We start from the raw sequence: 17,949 nt of genomic DNA, 5'->3' as shown, positions 1-17,949 counted from the left end.
GACAATCACCCTGACGGATCATCAAAACGTCCATTTTTATTGGTCTTGTTCAATCAGAACAAAAATCCTCCGCATTTAACAAGGATCGCTTCATCAATGAATATCAAAGCATACACACTGGGTGCCGTCATGACTGTTTCCTCTGCGACAGCCTTTGCCGACAAGCACATTGATCAGTCAACGCGCCTGCTCAACAGCATTCAAACAGGCGATCAGGCTGCCGCCTCAGTCATCAACCCGAACAAATATATTCAGCACAACCTGATGGTGGCCGACGGCATTGCTGGATTTGGTGCATTGCTAAAGACGCTGCCAAAGGACTCCGCGCGTGTTCACGTGGTACGTGCTTTCCGGGATGGCAACTATGTTTTCACACACACGGAATACAACTTTTTCGGCCCCAAAATTGGATTTGACATCTTCCGCTTTGAAAACGGAAAAATTGTCGAGCATTGGGACAATCTTCAGGAAACAGCTGTAAAACCCAGCCCCGGCGGCCACAGCATGATTGATGGTCCAACAAAGGCAGTCGATCCAGAAAAGACAGAAGCCAACAAAATGCTGGTTCACGACTTTTTGCAGAAAGTTTGGGTTGAAGGCGATTCCAAGGCCTTAAGCAAATACATTGATGGCGAGCGCTACGTACAACACAACCCAATGATCGGTGATGGCGTTAGCGGCTTGAACAAAGCCATGAAGAACATGGCTGAACAGGGAATGACGGTCAAGTTTGACAAAGTACACCAAGTGCTAGGTCAGGGTAATTTCGTACTGGCTGTCACAGAGGGTAAGTTCGGTGACAAACCTGCCTCATATTACGACTTGTTCCGTGTGCAAAGCGGAAAAATTGTCGAGCACTGGGACACCATCGAAACCATACCACCCCAGAGCGAATGGAAAAACCCCAACGGCAAGTTTTGATCAAACCAAAAATTCACTGATTGGCTGATGAATTGAGAAAAGCCGCTGTGTGTTAACACACAACGGCTTTTTGATTTGGTGGGCCTCCCGTGAGTCGAACACGGCACCAACGGATTATGAGTCCGCTGCTCTAACCAGGCATGAGCTAGAGGCCCGAAAAAGAGCGTTGATTTTAACGCCCTTTTAAACCTGATTGATTTGCTTATTCGCCTTCAAGGAAGCTTTTCAGCTTGTCTGACCTGGATGGGTGACGCAGCTTGCGCAGCGCTTTGGCCTCAATCTGACGAATACGCTCGCGCGTGACGTCAAACTGCTTGCCCACTTCTTCCAAGGTGTGGTCGGTGCTCATTTCAATGCCGAACCGCATGCGCAGCACCTTGGCTTCGCGGGGGGTCAGTGAATCGAGCACGTCTTTGGTGACAAATCGCAAGCTGCTGTATTGCGCAGCGTCCTGAGGGGCCAGCGTCTGGTTGTCCTCAATGAAGTCGCCCAAATGAGAATCGTCGTCGTCGCCAATCGGTGTTTCCATCGAAATCGGTTCTTTGGCGATTTTCAGAATCTTGCGGATCTTGTCTTCCGGCATTTCCATGCGCTCAGCCAGAGTAGAAGGATCAGGCTCGATGCCGGTTTCCTGCAGGATCTGACGACTGATCCGGTTCATTTTGTTGATCGTTTCGATCATGTGAACCGGAATACGGATGGTACGGGCCTGGTCCGCGATTGAGCGCGTGATGGCCTGGCGAATCCACCACGTGGCGTACGTTGAAAACTTGTAGCCACGGCGGTATTCGAATTTGTCCACCGCCTTCATCAGACCGACGTTGCCCTCCTGGATGAGATCCAGGAACTGCAAACCACGGTTGGTGTACTTTTTGGCGATCGAAATCACCAAACGCAGGTTGGCCTCGATCATCTCGCGCTTGGCCGAGCCAGCACGATTTTCACCAGACACCATCTGCTTGTTGATCGCGCGCAAGTCGTTCAGTGGCAATGACACGGCCTCTTGAACTTCGACCAGCCGTTCCTGCAATTCGTGAATGGCAGGAATGTTTCGGGACCAAGTTTCAGCCCAGGCTGCGCTGGAAGCAGACAACTCATCCACCCAGCCCTTCTCGATTTCTTTGCCCTTGAAATGGTCGAGGAACAACTCACGGGGCACGCCCACGCGATTGACCGCGATGTCATAAATTTCACGCTCGATGGAGCGGACGCTGTTGACCTGTTCACGCAGGATGCTGCACAAACGTTCAACCTGCTTGGCCGTGAAGCGGATGCGCATGAATTCGTTGGTGATGGCGTCTTTGGCTTTCTTGTAGCCGCTTGAACCATAACCCGCATCAGCGCGAGCCTTTTTTAACTTGGTAAACTGCTTTTCGATTTCTGCAAAAATGGCCAGCGAGTTCTTTTTCAGTTCTTCAAGCTGACGGGCAGACATGCCTGAAGCACCGCCGCCACTGGCGCCGTCTTCGTCGTCTTCGTCCTCGTCTTCTTCAGCGCCGGCAGACATGTCAATGTCTTCACCGGGCATGCCGTCGTCGGACAGGTCGATAATGCCGTCGACCACCTCATCGACCTGCATGCTGCCTTCGGCAATTTTCTGGCCCATGGTGACCACGTCTTCCACAATGGCCGGGCAGGCAGAAATGGCTTGGACCATGTCCTTCAGACCCGCCTCAATGCGCTTGGCAATTTCAATTTCGCCTTCACGGGTCAACAGCTCGACGGTGCCCATTTCACGCATGTACATGCGGACAGGGTCAGTGGTACGACCAAATTCGGAATCCACGTTCGACAGGGCTGCCTCGGCTTCTTCCTCCGCGTCTTCCGCGGTGGTGCCCACTGGCGCATTGTCGTTCATCAACAGGGCTTCAGCGTCTGGCGCCTGATCGTAGACAGTAATGCCCATGTCGCTGAATGTGCTGACCATCGCCTCGATGACTTCACCATCGGTGACGTCGTCTGGCAGGTGGTCGTTGATTTCAGCGAATGTGAGGTAGCCGCGCTCTTTACCCATCTTGATCAGGATCTTCAGCTGGGTGCGGCGCAACTCAAGCTCTTCAGCCGTTGCAGTGGCCGAAGACAAATAAGCGGAATTGATCAACGCCTTGTCTTTGGCACGCGAACCACGGCCCCGCTTTGGAATAATGACCAGATCGGCCTTTTTTGCATCGCTGTCGTCATCGTCGTCGGGCACATCCGTGTCCAGGCTGTCGGAATCGCCGCCGGAAGAGGACAGATCAAGATCTTCGTCCTCATCGTCTTCAGCGCGCGGACCCTTGCCTGCCTTTCCCTTGGTGGCGGGTACAGCGGCTGCCTCTTCCTTGGCTTTCGGCTTGCGCCCACGTTTTTTAGGCTCGGCCTGAACCACTTCGACCGCAGCTTCAGCCGCAGCGGCCTTGGGCTTGCGACCACGTTTGGGTTTGTTCTCTGCGGCAGGCTGCTCAACAGGGGTGGCTACCACTTCAACCTCAGCTGCCTTTTTAGAGGCTGCGGCACTGGTTTTCTTGGGTTTTACTTTCTTTTCCACTGACAATTCTTCCGCTACGATTTTTGATGCTTTGGTTCGACGAGAAACTTTTTTCTCAGCCATTGACGACGCTCCTTTGCGTTTGGCGATCTGGGTTGCAGTCTCGGCTACGCCTGCAGGCCCTTTGGAGGCTGTGTTGGCAACCTCTTCCCCAGACTTGCTTTTGTGACCAGTTTCGGTCTTCTGTTCCGGGGATTTGGAAAAAATATTGAGAAAGTTGAACATTCAATACCTTAGTTGCCAGTTTGATTGAAAACTGTCCAAAAAAGCTGCATGTGAGTGACAAACGGGTGACCATCACTACTTGGCCGTAACCTTTAATTATAACTGATTAACTCGCTTTTGTTTAAAATTTTGGAACTGCCTCATGAATTCGTGATAGAGCACAAGCTGCTCACCCTGCAATGGCATCAACTGCGACAAACGCGCCAGCTCGCTTTTAAACCAGGCCTCACTGCATTGATACACGGCATCCTTCAACTCGGTTTCAAAATCGATTTCATCATCGAGTTGCTGAGCTTCCTGTACAACGCCATTCACCCACGATTGGTGCACCTGGTCGTTGAACGCATTGGGCAACCTCGCCATCAGTAAGTTGGGGTTCTCTTTGATTTTTTCAACCAGGTGAATGAAACTGTGCCCCTCTTGGGGTAGAGCGTCGCTTTTTTCATACAACTCAACCAGTGAAAAACATTCGCCAACGCACTGGGGGGCACGCACCAACCGGGCAGCCAGACCCAACAAAGCGGATTTGGCTTTTGGCCTAGGCGAGAAATCAGCCCTGGGCCCGGCGTCTTTGCCCTTGCGCCTGAACACCTGACCCTCGCCCACGGGGCGTTTCAAACCAAGATGAGAAGACAGTTCAACCGGCGTCATACCGAGCAAGTCGGCCAGCGAACGAACCAAGGCCGAGCGAAACACCGAGGGCTGAACTTGAGCAACCAAAGGCTTGAGGAATGCGACCGCGGCCGAACTGCCCTCCACCTGCTGCACCTGAAACTGGGAACCGACCTGGCGCAACAGATAGTCCGACAACGAGAGCGCCTTGGCCACCAACGCCTCAAACCCGTCTGGCCCTTCCGTGCGAACGTAGGAGTCAGGGTCGTGCTCGGTCGGCAGAAAAATGAAATCCGCCCGCTTGACCTCGTTGACGTGGCTAAGACAAGCCTGAAGCGCGCGCCAGGCTGCCTTTTGCCCAGCACCATCGCCGTCGAATGCAAACACCAGGCGATCGGTCTGTTTGAACAGCTTTTGCACGTGGTCCGGCGTCACTGCCGTGCCCAGGGTGGCCACCGCGTTCTCAAACCCCCACTGCGCAAGGGCCACCACGTCCATGTAGCCTTCAGTGATCAGCACATAGCCCTTTTTGTGGATGGCTTGACGCGCCTCAAACAGCCCATAGACCTCGTGTCCTTTGTGAAACACCGGTGTTTCGGGGCTGTTCAGGTATTTGGGCTCGGCTTTTTCGATCACCCGACCGCCAAATCCGATCACCTGACCTTTGGCATTGCGAATGGGAAACATGACGCGGTCGCGAAAACGGTCGTAGCGACGGCTGTTTTGCTCAGACAATTTCGTCAAACCCGCCGTGTCCAACAGGGCATTGCTGGCGTAATCGTCCACCACAGATTCCAGATTCTGATAGTTGTCGGGTGCGTAGCCCAAGCCATAGCGGGCGGCAATTTGACCCGTCAGCCCCCTGTTCTTCAGGTATTGGACTGCCCGCGGCGACTGCTTGAGTTGGGCCTTGTAATAATTGGCAGATCGGGTCAACAACTCGACGATTTGGTCCCGCTCAGACCGAACCTCCTCGGGCAGATCCATGCCCTTTTCGTAAGGCACCTCCATGCCCAGCTGGCCAGCCAGTTGCTCAACGGCCTCGGGAAAAGTCATGCCCAAATGTTCCATGACAAAACCGATGGCATTGCCACTGGCACCGCAACCAAAGCAGTGGTAGAACTGCTTGGAGGGACTGACACTGAAAGAGGGAGATTTTTCCTTGTGGAAAGGGCACAAACCCTGCAAATTGGCACCGGCAGACTTCAACTGAACATACCGCCCAACCACATCGGCGATATCAAGCCGATACAGCAGGTCGTCGATGAAGTTTTGTGGAATCATGCCGAGAAATTACCCAGGAAGCCGCACAAGGGTGCGAAGGTGAACACTTGAAAGGATACCAAAAAGCGCGCCTTGAGAGTCACGGCGCTGAACGCAAGACTGCTTGCGATTCAGAATGGATTGATTGCCAATGGACTGGCAGGGATTTACAGCGAAGACAAGACGTTTTTGACAACACCGGACACTTTGGACATGTCGGCCTTGCCTGCCAGCTCAGCTTTGGCTTGCCCCATGACCTTGCCCATGTCTTGCGGGCCAGTGGCACCCAATGCCGCCACCACATTGCGGACAACCTGCTCCACCTCTTCAGGGGACAATTGCTTGGGCAGATAAGCCGCTAACAACTCGGCTTCGGCCAACTCTTTGGCGGCGGTGTCTTCCCGACCACCAGCCTGGAATTGAGCGGCGGCCTCTTTGCGTTGCTTGATCTGCTTTTCAATGACAGCCAAAATGGCCGCATCGTCAAGCTCGATGCGCTCGTCGACTTCTTTCTGCTTGATTCCAGCCGACAGCATGCGCAAGGCAGAGAGCTTTTCCTGCTCTCTCGCTTTCATGGCTGCTTTGATGTCGTCAAGGATTTTTGCTTTGAGGGACATGATTTAAAAAGGCACCGCCAACCGAGTGACAGACAATGCCTTTTTCAACAAAAACTGTAGGTGGAATGGATCAGTACAGCTTTTTAGGCAGCATCATGCTGCGCAGGCGCTTGTAGTGGCGCTTCACTGCGGCGGCCTTCAGGCGCTTGCGCTCTGCTGTAGGCTTTTCATAAAACTCGCGTGAGCGCAGTTCGGTCAGCAGACCAGTTTTTTCAATGGTGCGCTTGAAGCGACGCAGGGCAACTTCAAAAGGCTCGTTTTCTTTGACGCGAACGGATGGCATAGGGCTCCAGTCGATAATTCAGTGTTGGTTTTTAAAAGCCGCAAGCAATACGCGACCTGCCAAATTTGGCAAAGAGCGAAAGTATAGCACTGAACTTTCTCACAATTCAAGCATTTGTCTTCAAAATGGCTTGGGCTGCCAGCACGCCGCTGGCCCAAGCCCATTGAAAGTTGTAACCGCCCAGCCAACCTGTGACATCCACCACTTCGCCAATGAAAAACAAACCGGGCAGCAGGGTCGATTCCATTTTTTTCGGGTTCAGGAATGCGGTATCAACACCACCACGCATCACCTCAGCCTTGCGATACCCCTCGGTGCCGCTGGGCACCACGCCAAACCCCGCCAAGGCCTGAACCAGGGGTTGCAGTTGCTTCTTTCCGAACTCGGCGACCTTGCGACCACGAAGTTCCGCGAACTGCGGCAACACAAGCCAGGATTCCAGCAAACGTCGGGGAACATGGGGCAATTGCTGCGCAAGCCAGTTCTCGAACTGGGCACGCGTTCCGACTGCAGCCTGCTTGAATGCCTCCAGACAAAGCTCCGGTGAATTGTGGCCTGAAAAATTAACGTGAAGGGCTTGCCCGGGTTGCCAATAGCTGGAAGCCTGCAAGACCGCCGGACCACTCAAGCCCCGGTGGGTAAACAACAAGTCTTCATCAAACCACGGGGCTTTCGGCTCACTACCCCTGCTTTTGACGGGCAAGGCCACACCCGCCAAGCTTGCGTAAGGTTCCCACACAGCGCTGTCAAAGGTCATTGGAACCAACGCAGGACGAGGCTCGATGATTTTGTGGCCAAACTGGCGTGCAATGCGAAGCCCAAAATCAGTGGCGCCAATTTTGGGAACGGGCAGGCCACCTGTTGCAATGACCAGTTTGGCTGTGGTCAATCGGCCAGCGGTGGTTTGTAGGGTGAACCGACCCTCCGAATGCTCAATGGCACTGACGCTGTGCGGCCTGTACCACTGAACTTTGCCCCCTTGGCACTCGCTGACCAGCATCTCGATGATGTCCTCGCTGCTGCGATCACAAAAAAGCTGCCCTTTGTGCTTTTCGTGAAAGGCGATACGGTGGCCCTGCACCATGGCAATGAAGTCATCTGGTTTGAAATTGGCCAGTGCGTGACGCGCAAACCTGGAGTTTTGTGACACAAAGTTGTCGGGCGTGACCACCCGGTTTGTGAAATTGCAGCGCCCACCGCCGCTGATCCGGATTTTTTCAGCAAGCTTTTCGCTGTGATCCAGAAGCGCAACCCGCAAACCGCCCTGCCCAATGCGGGCGGCACACAGCAGACCAGCAGCGCCGGCACCCACCACAATGGCGTCGAAGTGCTGGCTCATGACTGGGCAGCAGTTTCGCTTGCGATCAAGGTTTCGATGGCCTGAAGCTGCGCCACAAACCCGTGTGGAATGACTTGCGATTTGGTAAGCCAGGCCTCAATTTGACGTGCGGTGGACGTGGCGTCGATGGGCGGATGCGGGTCGGGCTGCTCACTCATCAGCGATTCAGGCTCAGCGAGACACCAGCTTTGCCCGGCCTTGACGCCATCCATACGGGGCACTCGATAAGGCGCAGCCACGGGCTCACCTTCGTGCCCCCGCAACACCAGGGCAGTCTGCCCCAGTGAACAGAACACGGCTCGCTGCAGGTTCCAGAATTCAGGGTGCGTGTAACTGCACACAGCCAAGGTCTGTTTTAGCTGTGAGGGCACCAACAACTTGACCAGCGTGTGGGCGACGTTGCGCACCCCCAACACGGCACGCTTGTTCAACAATTCAGCCAGCATGGGCTGCCAGTGGGCCAGTTCGAGATACACCGGGGCATTGGCCATTGGCCACTGAATCTGATCCATGACTGACCGTGTACTGACCCGCCCCACCGCATTGTCAGCGTGGCCATGCACCAGCACAGGGAAGCCCTTTTCAGCCAGCAGACCGGCGATCATGGCGGTCAGGTTCGGCTTTCGCCGCGCACCGTTGTAACTGGGTATGACCACAACCGGCTTGCCAGATTGAACCGACCAGTCGTTCAACTGCTGAAAAACCGAGGCAGCGGTGCCGTCGGTTTGCACCGACTGATCGGCCAAGGCATCCAGAAAGCCCAGCAACTCATCGATTGTTTCGCCCTTGACCCGCAAAGCGATGAGAACGGCCCCGAGTTCAAGCGGGGAAACAAGCCCTGCGAGAATGGCAGCCATCAATTCGCGAGCCTGTGCCCGATCAAGGCCGCGTGCACCTTCTTTACCGCGACCAATTTCCTTAATGAAAGGCGCGCAGGAGAATGGGCTTACAGGCTGTGTACTGGAGTTCATGGGGAACCAGAAAAATGCATCAAGCCTTTATTGTAGCAAGACCGCTGCTCACCAACCGGCCAATCTCTGGCATGCATGAGCCACATTGGGAACCACAGCCAAGCTGTGTCTTTAATTGCTGCGCCAGTTCAACCACTGACCGACCTTCCGGGTTTGAATCACCGGGCAACAGCTCGGCTAGCTTTGACTCAATGGCCTGGTCAGTCACCCCCATGCAGTTGCACACCACGCGGACAGGCGCGGCCTGCTCGCCAGGCGGGCTTTGCAAGGGCGAAAGCAGGTAACGTTGAACCGGGGTGACATCCAGACCTTGATCAAACCAGTGGCGCAACCACTGCTCGGATTGAACCTGCCCGAGCAACATGACGCCCTTGAGCTGCCAACCGGCGCCTTGTGAGGCAGGCTGAAGATCGATTTGCCGAACGGACCCAGTCACCGGGTCCGAGTAGTGCAACACATGCGCAGACTCGAACCGAAAGAGATCCATCAAGGCAGCCACGGCCTGCTCGCCGGGTTTGCCCAGGCCAATTGCACGAAACAGCACACCAGGCCTTTCCCGGCCGATGGGTACGCAAAGGGCTGAGTCAAACAGATTGAACAGTGCACGCGCCTTCATCCACAAACCCAGCCAGTTTGGAGTCTGAATGAACACCACGCAATGCCAATCGGGTTTGACCTTGCGGACACTGACCGCACAGTGTTTCAGCTCGGGCTGCTTTGAATAAGGATCGAAGTCATCAAGCGTGAGGGCATTGACGCCCCCCGCGCCCTTCAAACCTGCGAAATATTCGGGGCCCCAGTGCATGGGAATGTTGCACTGATTGACCCCAAGGCCTTGATCCAATCGAACGCGCATCAGCAATTCCGAACGCCGTGACTTCACATGCACCCAGTCATTGGGCTGCAGGTTCAGGCGTTTGGCATCCCTGGGGTTCAAGGCCAATGCCGGCTCGGGCTCATGCGAAAACAGCTCCGGCAAGGTGCCAGTGCGGCTGCCGCCGTGCCATTGGTCACGCAGTCGAGTGGTGTTCAATCGCCAGGGAAAGCGGGCGTCTGCGTCTTCTGCAACAGGGGTGTACTCCGCAAACACAAATTGCGCCTTGCCACTGCGAGTGGGAAATTGGCCCTCTTCATACAGGCGCGACTTGCCCATAATCGCCCCTTCAGGCATGGGCCACTGCTGGGGGCCCTGCTCCTCCAGCACGGTGTAGGTCAAACCCGTGATGTCCAGATCACGCCCCTGGGTGCTGGCCCGGTGCTCGTCAAAAACAGCCTGAGGGTCGCCCCATGGAAAAAGCGTCCCCAGGGCAGGCGCCCGACGTCGATCCGCCAGGCCGCGCATCTGCAAGCGCTTTTCCAGCAGGCGACCAAACTCGGTTGCAATGTGCCAATCATGAAGCGCCTCACCCGGCGGCGTTGCCGCAACTCGCACCCGGCTGATCCGTCGCTCACTGTTGGTCACTGTGCCTTCCTTTTCTCCCCAGGTGGTGGCTGGCAGCACCACATCGGCGAATTGCACGGTGGCCGGGCTTAAGTAGGCGTCTTGTACGACGACCAGTTCCGCCCTTCGAAGGGCCCTGGCCACTTTCTCACTGTTCGGCAAGGAATGGGCAGGATTGGTACAAGCCACCCAGACGGCCTTGATTTCACCCTTTTCGAGGCGGTCGAACAATTCGACCGCGCTTGCGCCCGGTGTCTCTGAAATGTCTGTCACACCCCAGAAATCCGCCACTTCCTGGCGATGCGCTGGATTGGACAGTTCGCGGTGCGCTGGCAGCAGTGTGGCCATGCCCCCCACTTCCCGACCACCCATGGCATTGGGTTGCCCTGTCAGGGAAAAGGGCCCGCAACCTGGCCGACCAATGTGACCGGTGGCCAGGTGCAAGGCGATAAGTGCGGTGTTTTTGTCCGTTCCCGTGGTGGCCTGGTTCAGGCCCTGGCAATAAAGGGAGAGTGTCTTTTCGCTTTGGGCAAACCAGCGTGCTGCCATCACGATGTCGGACTCTGGAACACCACACACACTGGCAGCCAAGGCCGCCGTGTAGGGTCGAAGGCCTTGAACCATGGATTCAAAGCCCTCAGTGAAGCGATGAATGTAAGGGGCATCCAGCAGCCCTTCATCCATCATGATTTTCAGCATGGCATTAAACAGCATCACATCGGTGCCTGGCTGAATCTGCAAATGCAGATCGGCCAGACAGGCCGTGTCTGTCTGGCGCGGATCAACCACAATCAACTTGTGCTTCGGGTTGGCTTGACGGGCGGCCTCCAGCCTGCGAAAGGCAACCGGATGCGCGTAGGCCATGTTGGAGCCCGCGATCAGCGTGCAATCCGCCTGCTCGATGTCTTCGTAACTGCATGGGGGTGCATCTGCACCCAAGGTGCGCTTATAGCCGGAGACCGCGCTGCTCATGCAAAGTCGCGAATTGGTGTCGATGTTGTTGGTGCCGATCAGGCCTTTGGCCAGTTTGTTGAAGACGTAATAGTCTTCCGTCAGCAATTGCCCGCTGATGTAAAAAGCCACGCTATCTGGGCCATGCTGTTGAATCAGATCGGCAAAACGGTCGGCCACATGGCCCAGGGCGTCGGACCAGCTGACTGGGCGAACCGTATCGCTGCGACGGGTCCGCATCAGCGGGCGGGTTGCCCTGGCCAACACCAGGTCGGCGTTGGCGGTTTCGGCCAGCTTGCTGCCTTTGCTGCAGAGCCGCCCAAAATTGGCTGGATGTTGCGGGTCGCCTTTGACGGCAATGATGCGTTTACGCCCCTCATTGCTTGGCTCAGTTGCTGTTTGAATGATCACACCACACCCCACGCCACAGTACGGGCAGGTGCTGCGCGTTTCCTGTGGACTGTGCGGTGCGTTCATGGCCTCAAACCCCCAGGTTTTTGATCTCTTCGGCGCTGAGCTGCACGCGACCGTCAACCACCTGCACGGTGAATTTGGCGGTGCAGCCCTCATCAGGTTCACGCGCACAGCCGTCGTTCAAGCCAATCTGCCAGTTGTGCAGCGGGCAGGTCACCGTGGTGCCGTGTACGATGCCCTGACTCAATGGGCCTTTCTTGTGCGGGCATTCGTCAAGCAGCGCAAACACCTGCTCTTCGGCGTTGCGAAACAGGGCGATGTCCTGCCCGGCAGGCCGGCGCACAATTCTTGTTCCAAGCACGGGGATGTCCTCAACCCCGCAGATTTCTATCCATTGCATCTGTATTTCCTTTGTTGACAGGCTGTTCATGAGGGCTCCCATTAGACCATTTCAGTCAGCTTGATCGGCTGGAACTGACGCAAATCGACTTGCGCTTCTTGGGGCTTGTGCCAAGGGTCCTCTTCCAGCTTGAGGGCGGCCTGCAGCTCAGCCCACAGCGACTCACGCTGGGCCAGGTCGTCCACCACCTGTTTTTTCACATGTTCTAGACCGACGCGGGCCAGATAATGCACGGTGCGCTCCAGATACCAGCCCTCCTTGCGATACAGCTGCAGGAATGCGCCACTGACGGCCAGCACCTCTTCTGGTGTTTTAACGCGGCACAGAAACTGCGCCACTTCGGTTTTAATGCCACCGTTGCCGCCCACATAAATTTCCCAGCCGGAATCCACGCCAATCACGCCGACGTCTTTAATGCCACTTTCCGCACAGTTGCGCGGGCAACCCGACACCGCCAATTTCACTTTGTGAGGGGCGTACATTTTGAACAAGGCGTGTTCAAGGTCTTTGCCCATTTGCGTGCTGTCTTGCGTGCCAAAGCGGCACCATTCACTGCCAACACAGGTTTTCACGGTGCGCAAACCTTTGGCGTAGGCATGACCGCTGGGCATGCCCAGGTCGGTCCACACATTTTGCAAATCCTCTTTTTTGACGCCCAACAGGTCGATGCGCTGGCCGCCAGTGACCTTGACCGTGGGAATTTTGTACTTGTCGACCACATCCGCAATGCGACGCAACTCATCTGCCGTTGTTTCACCCGCCCACATGCGGGGCACCACAGAATAGGTGCGGTCTTTTTGAATGTTGGCGTGACTGCGCTCATTGATGAAGCGGCTTTGCGGATCATCCACCGCCTCGCCTGGCCATGAACTGATGAGGTAATAGTTCACTGCAGGCCGACAGCTTGCGCAGCCATTGGGTGTGCGCCAGTTGAGGGTCGCAAACACTTGCTCTTTGGTAATAAGGTGATGCTTGAAGATTGCGTCGCGCACCACTTGATGACCATGATCGGTGCAACCACACATCGGCTTGGTTTTCGGGGTCGACGAGTAATCGGCTCCGGCAGTGCTCATGAGGATCTGCTCGCACAAGCCCGTGCAAGAGCCACAGCTTGCACTGGCCTTGGTGTGTTTGCGCACCTCTTCAATCGTAAAAAGACCTTTGGTCTTGATGGCCTGCACGATGGTGCCTTTGCAAACGCCGTTGCAGCCGCACACCTCGTCGGTGTCGGCCATTCGACTGGCCTGGTTTTGACCGTCATGGCCCGTGTCGCCAATGTTGCTTTGCCCGAACATCAGCCGGTCACGAATTTCACCAATCGCCTTGCCTTCACGCATCAGCTTGAAGTACCAGGAACCATCGACCGTGTCGCCATACAGGCAGGCGCCCACCAGCTTGTCGCCTTTGATGACCAGTTTCTTGTAAACACCACCAATGGGGTCGGAAAGCAGCAGTTCTTCACAGCCCTCACCGCCCATGAATTCGCCAGCGGAAAACAGGTCAACGCCTGTGACTTTCAACTTGGTGGAGGTGACTGAACCCTCATAGCGACCAATGCCATACATGGCCAGGTGGTTGGCACACACTTTGGCCTGTTCAAACAAGGGAGCCACTAAACCGTAGGCCACACCCCGGTGATTGGCGCACTCGCCCACCGCGTAAACGCGGGGATCGGTGACGGTTTGAAGGGTGTCTGACACCACCACACCGCGGCTGCAGTACAGACCCGCACTGGCGGCCAGTTTGTCGTTCGGCCGAATACCGACAGCCATAACGACCAGGTCGGTGTCCAGCCTCTCACCATCCGTAAATTCAATGGCAGACACACGCCCATTGGCACCAGCATGCAAGGCCTGTGTGTTTTTGTTGAGCAGGAATTTGAGTCCCTTTTTCTCGAGGCTTTTTTGAAGCAAGCCCGCAGCGGTCGGGTCAAGCTGCCGCTCCATCAGCCAGCCAGGCAAATGAACCACCGTGACGTCCATGCCCTGAACGGCCAAACCATTGGCCGCTTCCAGCCCCAACAAGCCACCGCCGATCACCACCGCCCGTTTGTATTGTTGGGCGGCGTCCAGCATGGCTTGCGTGTCGGCGATGTCGCGGTATCCAATGACGCCGGGCAGGTCTTTGCCGGGCACGGGAAGGATGAAAGAATTCGAACCAGTCGCCAACAACAGCCGGTGATAAGGCGTTTGAGTGCCGTCAGCGGCTTTGACCACGCGCTTGATTCGATCGATTTCAACGATTTCTTTGCCAATGTGCAGGGTAATGTCATTGCTCTCGTACCAGGCCAGGTCATTCAGCACGATTTCGTCGAAGGTCTGCTCGCCAGCCAACACGGGCGAGAGCATGATCCGGTTGTAATTTGGATGGGGCTCGGCGCCGTACACGGTGATGTTGTATAGCTCGGGGGCAAGTTTGAGCAACTCTTCAACCACCCGGATTCCGGCCATGCCATTGCCAATTACCACCAAATTTTGCTTTTCAACGGGCTTAAGCATCTTGATATTCCCAAAAAAAAACGGCCCCTCCCTGCTAAGCAGGACAGACGCCGTTGTCCAAACTCCGCGGGCTGTTACACCGTTGGAGACCTGTCAATCCACCTGCAGGCCGCCGCCGTTGACGACCTACGCTTGTATCTATGCAAAGGGTGTGCCAGCCCATTTGCGGTCTTTTTGCACCACAAAGAGGCTGGCATTTCAGGTTTTAGGGAATTGGAGGGACGGTGCAGCACGCTTGTAGTGCAGTGCACCATCCCGGTCAGGCTAGATTATTGTGCACACAGACCCGCGCTGTCCTGCACCTTGGCGGGCAGGGTCACACTGGCGCTGACCATGACGGGTACGGGCACACGGTTGAAGCTTGTAAGGAACACGGGGTTGTAACCCTGCAGATTCAGGGTGATTTTGTCGCCGGCTTTCAACAACACAGAAATGCCAGGCAGATCCAGGTTGAAGGTACCATAACCCTTGATTGGCGTAATTTGATCATGCAACACCTGCTGGGTGCCATCAGCCCGCTTGATGCCAAGGCCAACAAACACAATGGGCGGCTCGGGTGAGCCCAATGGGCCAACAGGGTCAACCTTCACCGTGGCTTTTGGAACTCCCACAAAACAGCCTTGCTGCTGCGTGTTGTTCAAATCCACAAAGATGGGTTGAGCCAGTTGGCTTCCCTGGGTTGAACTGAGCCCTGAGGGAAAACCAGCAATGCCCGTTACAACCTGAGTGGGCGCGGTAAAATCAGAGGGCGCGCCTTTCTCATCCAGATCGGGCTTACCTGATGCATTGGTTTTCACGGCGATCGCAGTCGGGTCTTTTTGACCATCTTCAAGCACGGCTGTCACCTCGGGCAATGGCACCGGGTCAAAGCCCAGATAGTCGGCTGAATTGGCCTGCTGCTGACCGATCAAATGTTGAACCAGGAACTGGAACATCATGTCTTTCAGCGGGATAACGCACCGGCCGGTCTTTGTGTCATACAGCGAGGCCGGGCAGGCGGACGCATTGGTCTTCAACCAGATGAGGCTTTCATTGAATGCGTATTTTGCGCCGGTGCCTGCAAGGTCTGCCGCCGGATCGTTTTGAATGTAAAGCGAATTCAGGGTGTGGCCGTACTTGGTAAAAATCACCTTGCTGTTCTGATTCACGCGGCGATAGCACTCAAAATTCTGGATGCCTTCGCGAATGTTGAACAACACGTCTTTGGCCCCTTGAATGAACAGCGCAGGAATGTCCGATTTCAAGGTCATGCCATTGGGCAGGTTGGCTGACAAATCGCAATACGAAATGGAACCCTGAGAGCCGAGACGTTTGACAATTGTGTCGTCCACTGTGCCTGTGGTGTTGGCCTCCAACAAACCTTGCAACAGAAATGGCGCGTATCGACCCCGGTTGCTTTGTGCGCCCGCGGCCACCAGGCCATCCAGATAGGCCGTTTTCGGAACACCCTGAGGATCAAGGCTGTAACGGAGATCGTACCAGGTTCCATCCGGCACCATGGCATCCACGCGGTTATCAACGCCGGCACCCATCAATTGAAAAGCGCCGCCATAACTGCGGCCGATTGTGCCCACCACAGGGTTGGGGGCATTGTTCTTGTTTCGATAACCCAAGTGGGACAAGTTGGCTTCAGCCCAGTCCAGTACGGCTTTGAAATCTTTGCCTTCAATGTTGGGGTCCAGAATGGACACGGTTCCGCCAGAATCGCCATGGCCGCGCTGATCGTATGAAATGACATACCAGCCAGGGCGCGCAGCCACCGGGTTTTTCTGGTTATAGGCCAACTGCAGCGCATCAATGCCAATTTCGGAGGTTTGGCTTGCTTCATCAAAGTCAAGCGACTGGGTTCGACTGCCGCCAAACCCATGAGAATGCAACAGCAGCGGGCTGGCCTGCCCTGCGGGCAAAGCCGGATAATAAACGGTCATCGCAATCGGCGTGCCATCAAAGCTGTTGATGGTGACCTGTTCCACGCGCGCAGTTTCAGGCTGGGCCGCTTTGGCGGGGTCTTTCACGAACATCGTGGGCAAGGCCGTGGCATTTGCACCCGTTTCTGATGCGCCGACGTTGCTGCCAGAACTGGAAACCTGCCCACCCGAGGCATTGATTGAATTTGAATCAGAGCCAGACATACAGGCCGACAGCCCGGCCAGAAGGGCGACGCAGGACATCGCCACCGACACCCGCCAGAGAACCCTGCGTGCGTGCGTCGAGAAAATTACAGTACTACTCATTACATGTCTCCGAATTGTCATCTTTATAGGGGGTAATACTTCAGCAAGACATATTTCAGATTCATGCCCCCCCACAAACGGCAGGTTGGCTAAACGCCGGTTTACAATGACGAATTCCTGTTTGACCAAGTAAGAAGTGCGATGAGCAAGCCACGGGTGGTGTTGGGTTTTGAAAGTTCCTGCGATGAAACTGGCGTGGCCATTTGCAACACGCACGGCGAAATTCTGGGGCAAGCCCTACATTCACAAATTCGCATGCACAAAGACTACGGTGGGGTGGTGCCCGAACTTGCCTCTCGCGATCACATTCGCCGCCTGGAACCGCTCATGAAAGAGGCGCTTGCGCAGGCAGGACTCGAACTGAAAGACATGGATGCCATTGCAGTGACCGCAGGGCCGGGATTGCCAGGCGCCCTCATGGCAGGCAGCGCATTTGCCTGCTCGCTCGCTTTCGGCCTTCAATTGCCCGTGATTCCGGTGCATCACCTGGAAGGCCATTTGCTGTCTCCCTTGCTGGCCGACCCGGCGCCTGCGTTTCCTTTCACCGCCCTGCTGGTCAGTGGCGGACATTCGCAACTGATGGCTGTGAATGAACTGGGCAGCTACGAGTTGCTGGGTGAAACACTGGACGACGCTGCGGGCGAAGCCTTTGACAAAACCGCGAAGATGATTGGACTGCCTTACCCCGGCGGACCCGCACTGGCCAAACTGGCGGAGGTCGGCGACGGTCAGCGATTTGCGTTTCCACGCCCCATGCTCCACAGCAAAAACCTGGATTTCAGTTTTTCAGGTCTGAAAACTGCCGTTTTGACCACGGCCATGAAACTGGCCGGGCTCGACCAGCCCACCGAAACGATGCAGCTAACCGACACTGACAAAGCCGACTTGTGCGCCAGTTTTCAGAACGCTGTGGTGGAGGTGCTTGTGAAGAAATGCATGAGCGCCGCAGCACAAACCGGGCACAAGCGGTTGGTGGTTGCAGGGGGTGTCGGTGCGAACATTGCTTTGCGACAGGCCTTGCAGACACAGGCCAGTAAAGCGGGTATTGCCGTTTATTTTCCACCGCTTTCACTCTGCACCGACAACGGCGTCATGATCGCCTTTGCCGCAGCCTTGCGTCTGGCCAAGCAGCCTGAGCTACTCAACAACCGCAGCTACAGCATGACGACGCACCCGCGCTGGCCTCTGACAGCCGCCAATCAAAACCACACCACGAACGGGTGAACCCCTCCTCCCGGGGATTTTGGTCGGGG

General features: G+C 55.8%; 12 protein-coding genes and 1 tRNA gene. 2 read left to right on the top strand and 11 right to left on the bottom strand.

The genetic code is table 11. From position 1 onward, the window contains the following. Positions 1-96 precede the first annotated feature (96 nt). Entirely contained in the window at positions 97-921 is an 825-nt protein-coding gene (locus QQJ87_RS06425; RefSeq protein ID WP_284280649.1) for a nuclear transport factor 2 family protein, read from the top strand. A gap of 76 nt (positions 922-997) precedes the next feature. Here the strand turns inward: QQJ87_RS06425 and QQJ87_RS06420 are convergent. The 11 genes from QQJ87_RS06420 to QQJ87_RS06370 all read right to left on the bottom strand — a co-directional run bounded on the left by QQJ87_RS06420 (position 998) and on the right by QQJ87_RS06370 (position 16,696). After that, positions 998-1,076 (bottom strand) — tRNA-Ile (locus QQJ87_RS06420). A gap of 47 nt (positions 1,077-1,123) precedes the next feature. After that, complete coding sequence (rpoD, locus tag QQJ87_RS06415; RefSeq protein WP_431310082.1) at positions 1,124-3,673, bottom strand: RNA polymerase sigma factor RpoD; 2,550 nt, start codon at positions 3,671-3,673, stop codon at positions 1,124-1,126. Between the two features lie 96 nt (positions 3,674-3,769). Further along, on the bottom strand, positions 3,770-5,569 hold the full coding sequence (dnaG, locus tag QQJ87_RS06410; protein WP_284280647.1) for a DNA primase: 1,800 nt from the start codon (positions 5,567-5,569) through the stop codon (positions 3,770-3,772). 146 nt (positions 5,570-5,715) lie between these two features. After that, entirely contained in the window at positions 5,716-6,165 is a 450-nt protein-coding gene (locus tag QQJ87_RS06405; RefSeq protein ID WP_284280646.1) for a GatB/YqeY domain-containing protein, read from the bottom strand. A 70-nt stretch (positions 6,166-6,235) separates the two neighbouring features. Then, entirely contained in the window at positions 6,236-6,448 is a 213-nt protein-coding gene (rpsU, locus tag QQJ87_RS06400; protein ID WP_284280645.1) for a 30S ribosomal protein S21, read from the bottom strand. A gap of 106 nt (positions 6,449-6,554) precedes the next feature. After that, on the bottom strand, positions 6,555-7,787 hold the full coding sequence (locus QQJ87_RS06395) for a BaiN/RdsA family NAD(P)/FAD-dependent oxidoreductase (protein WP_284280643.1): 1,233 nt from the start codon (positions 7,785-7,787) through the stop codon (positions 6,555-6,557). Next, positions 7,784-8,758 (bottom strand): DNA-binding protein YbiB, encoded by a 975-nt coding sequence (gene ybiB, locus QQJ87_RS06390; RefSeq protein WP_284280641.1) that lies wholly within the window; start codon positions 8,756-8,758, stop codon positions 7,784-7,786. The genes QQJ87_RS06395 and ybiB overlap by 4 nt, the downstream gene beginning before the upstream one ends. 19 nt (positions 8,759-8,777) lie before the next feature. Then, positions 8,778-11,627 (bottom strand): nitrate reductase, encoded by a 2,850-nt coding sequence (locus tag QQJ87_RS06385; RefSeq protein WP_284280640.1) that lies wholly within the window; start codon positions 11,625-11,627, stop codon positions 8,778-8,780. A gap of 4 nt (positions 11,628-11,631) precedes the next feature. Beyond that, a complete protein-coding gene (gene nirD, locus QQJ87_RS06380) occupies positions 11,632-11,994 on the bottom strand; it encodes a nitrite reductase small subunit NirD (RefSeq protein ID WP_348534578.1) in 363 nt (120 codons plus the stop codon). An 11-nt stretch (positions 11,995-12,005) separates the two neighbouring features. Further along, positions 12,006-14,462, bottom strand: coding sequence for a nitrite reductase large subunit NirB (gene nirB / locus QQJ87_RS06375; protein WP_284280639.1), 2,457 nt, complete (start codon positions 14,460-14,462; stop codon positions 12,006-12,008). A gap of 269 nt (positions 14,463-14,731) precedes the next feature. After that, positions 14,732-16,696 (bottom strand): alpha/beta hydrolase, encoded by a 1,965-nt coding sequence (locus tag QQJ87_RS06370; RefSeq protein ID WP_284280638.1) that lies wholly within the window; start codon positions 16,694-16,696, stop codon positions 14,732-14,734. Between the two features lie 141 nt (positions 16,697-16,837). On the opposite strand from QQJ87_RS06370, the gene tsaD reads away from it, so the two are divergent. Next, entirely contained in the window at positions 16,838-17,920 is a 1,083-nt protein-coding gene (gene tsaD, locus QQJ87_RS06365) for a tRNA (adenosine(37)-N6)-threonylcarbamoyltransferase complex transferase subunit TsaD (protein ID WP_284280637.1), read from the top strand. Positions 17,921-17,949: the final 29 nt, after the last annotated feature.

Origin of the sequence: Limnobacter litoralis (assembly GCF_030160455.1) — a bacterium.
Classification (GTDB): Bacteria; Pseudomonadota; Gammaproteobacteria; order Burkholderiales; family Burkholderiaceae_B; genus Limnobacter; species Limnobacter litoralis.
Note: the sequence above shows the minus strand (reverse complement) of the source record. Positions and strands in the feature narration are given on the sequence as shown.

Bases quoted from the DNA above. Each gene is read 5' to 3' on its own strand.
- QQJ87_RS06405 (WP_284280646.1), bottom strand. From the start codon at position 6,165: ATGTCCCTCAAAGCAAAAATCCTTGACGACATCAAAGCAGCCATGAAA.
- nirB (WP_284280639.1), bottom strand. From the start codon at position 14,462: ATGCTTAAGCCCGTTGAAAAGCAAAATTTGGTGGTAATTGGCAATGGC.
- QQJ87_RS06425 (WP_284280649.1), top strand. From the start codon at position 97: ATGAATATCAAAGCATACACACTGGGTGCCGTCATGACTGTTTCCTCT.
- rpoD (WP_431310082.1), bottom strand. From the start codon at position 3,673: ATGTTCAACTTTCTCAATATTTTTTCCAAATCCCCGGAACAGAAGACC.
- QQJ87_RS06385 (WP_284280640.1), bottom strand. From the start codon at position 11,627: ATGAACGCACCGCACAGTCCACAGGAAACGCGCAGCACCTGCCCGTAC.
- nirD (WP_348534578.1), bottom strand. From the start codon at position 11,994: ATGAACAGCCTGTCAACAAAGGAAATACAGATGCAATGGATAGAAATC.
- rpsU (WP_284280645.1), bottom strand. From the start codon at position 6,448: ATGCCATCCGTTCGCGTCAAAGAAAACGAGCCTTTTGAAGTTGCCCTG.
- QQJ87_RS06395 (WP_284280643.1), bottom strand. From the start codon at position 7,787: ATGAGCCAGCACTTCGACGCCATTGTGGTGGGTGCCGGCGCTGCTGGT.
- tsaD (WP_284280637.1), top strand. From the start codon at position 16,838: ATGAGCAAGCCACGGGTGGTGTTGGGTTTTGAAAGTTCCTGCGATGAA.
- dnaG (WP_284280647.1), bottom strand. From the start codon at position 5,569: ATGATTCCACAAAACTTCATCGACGACCTGCTGTATCGGCTTGATATC.
- ybiB (WP_284280641.1), bottom strand. From the start codon at position 8,758: ATGAACTCCAGTACACAGCCTGTAAGCCCATTCTCCTGCGCGCCTTTC.
- QQJ87_RS06370 (WP_284280638.1), bottom strand. From the start codon at position 16,696: ATGAGTAGTACTGTAATTTTCTCGACGCACGCACGCAGGGTTCTCTGG.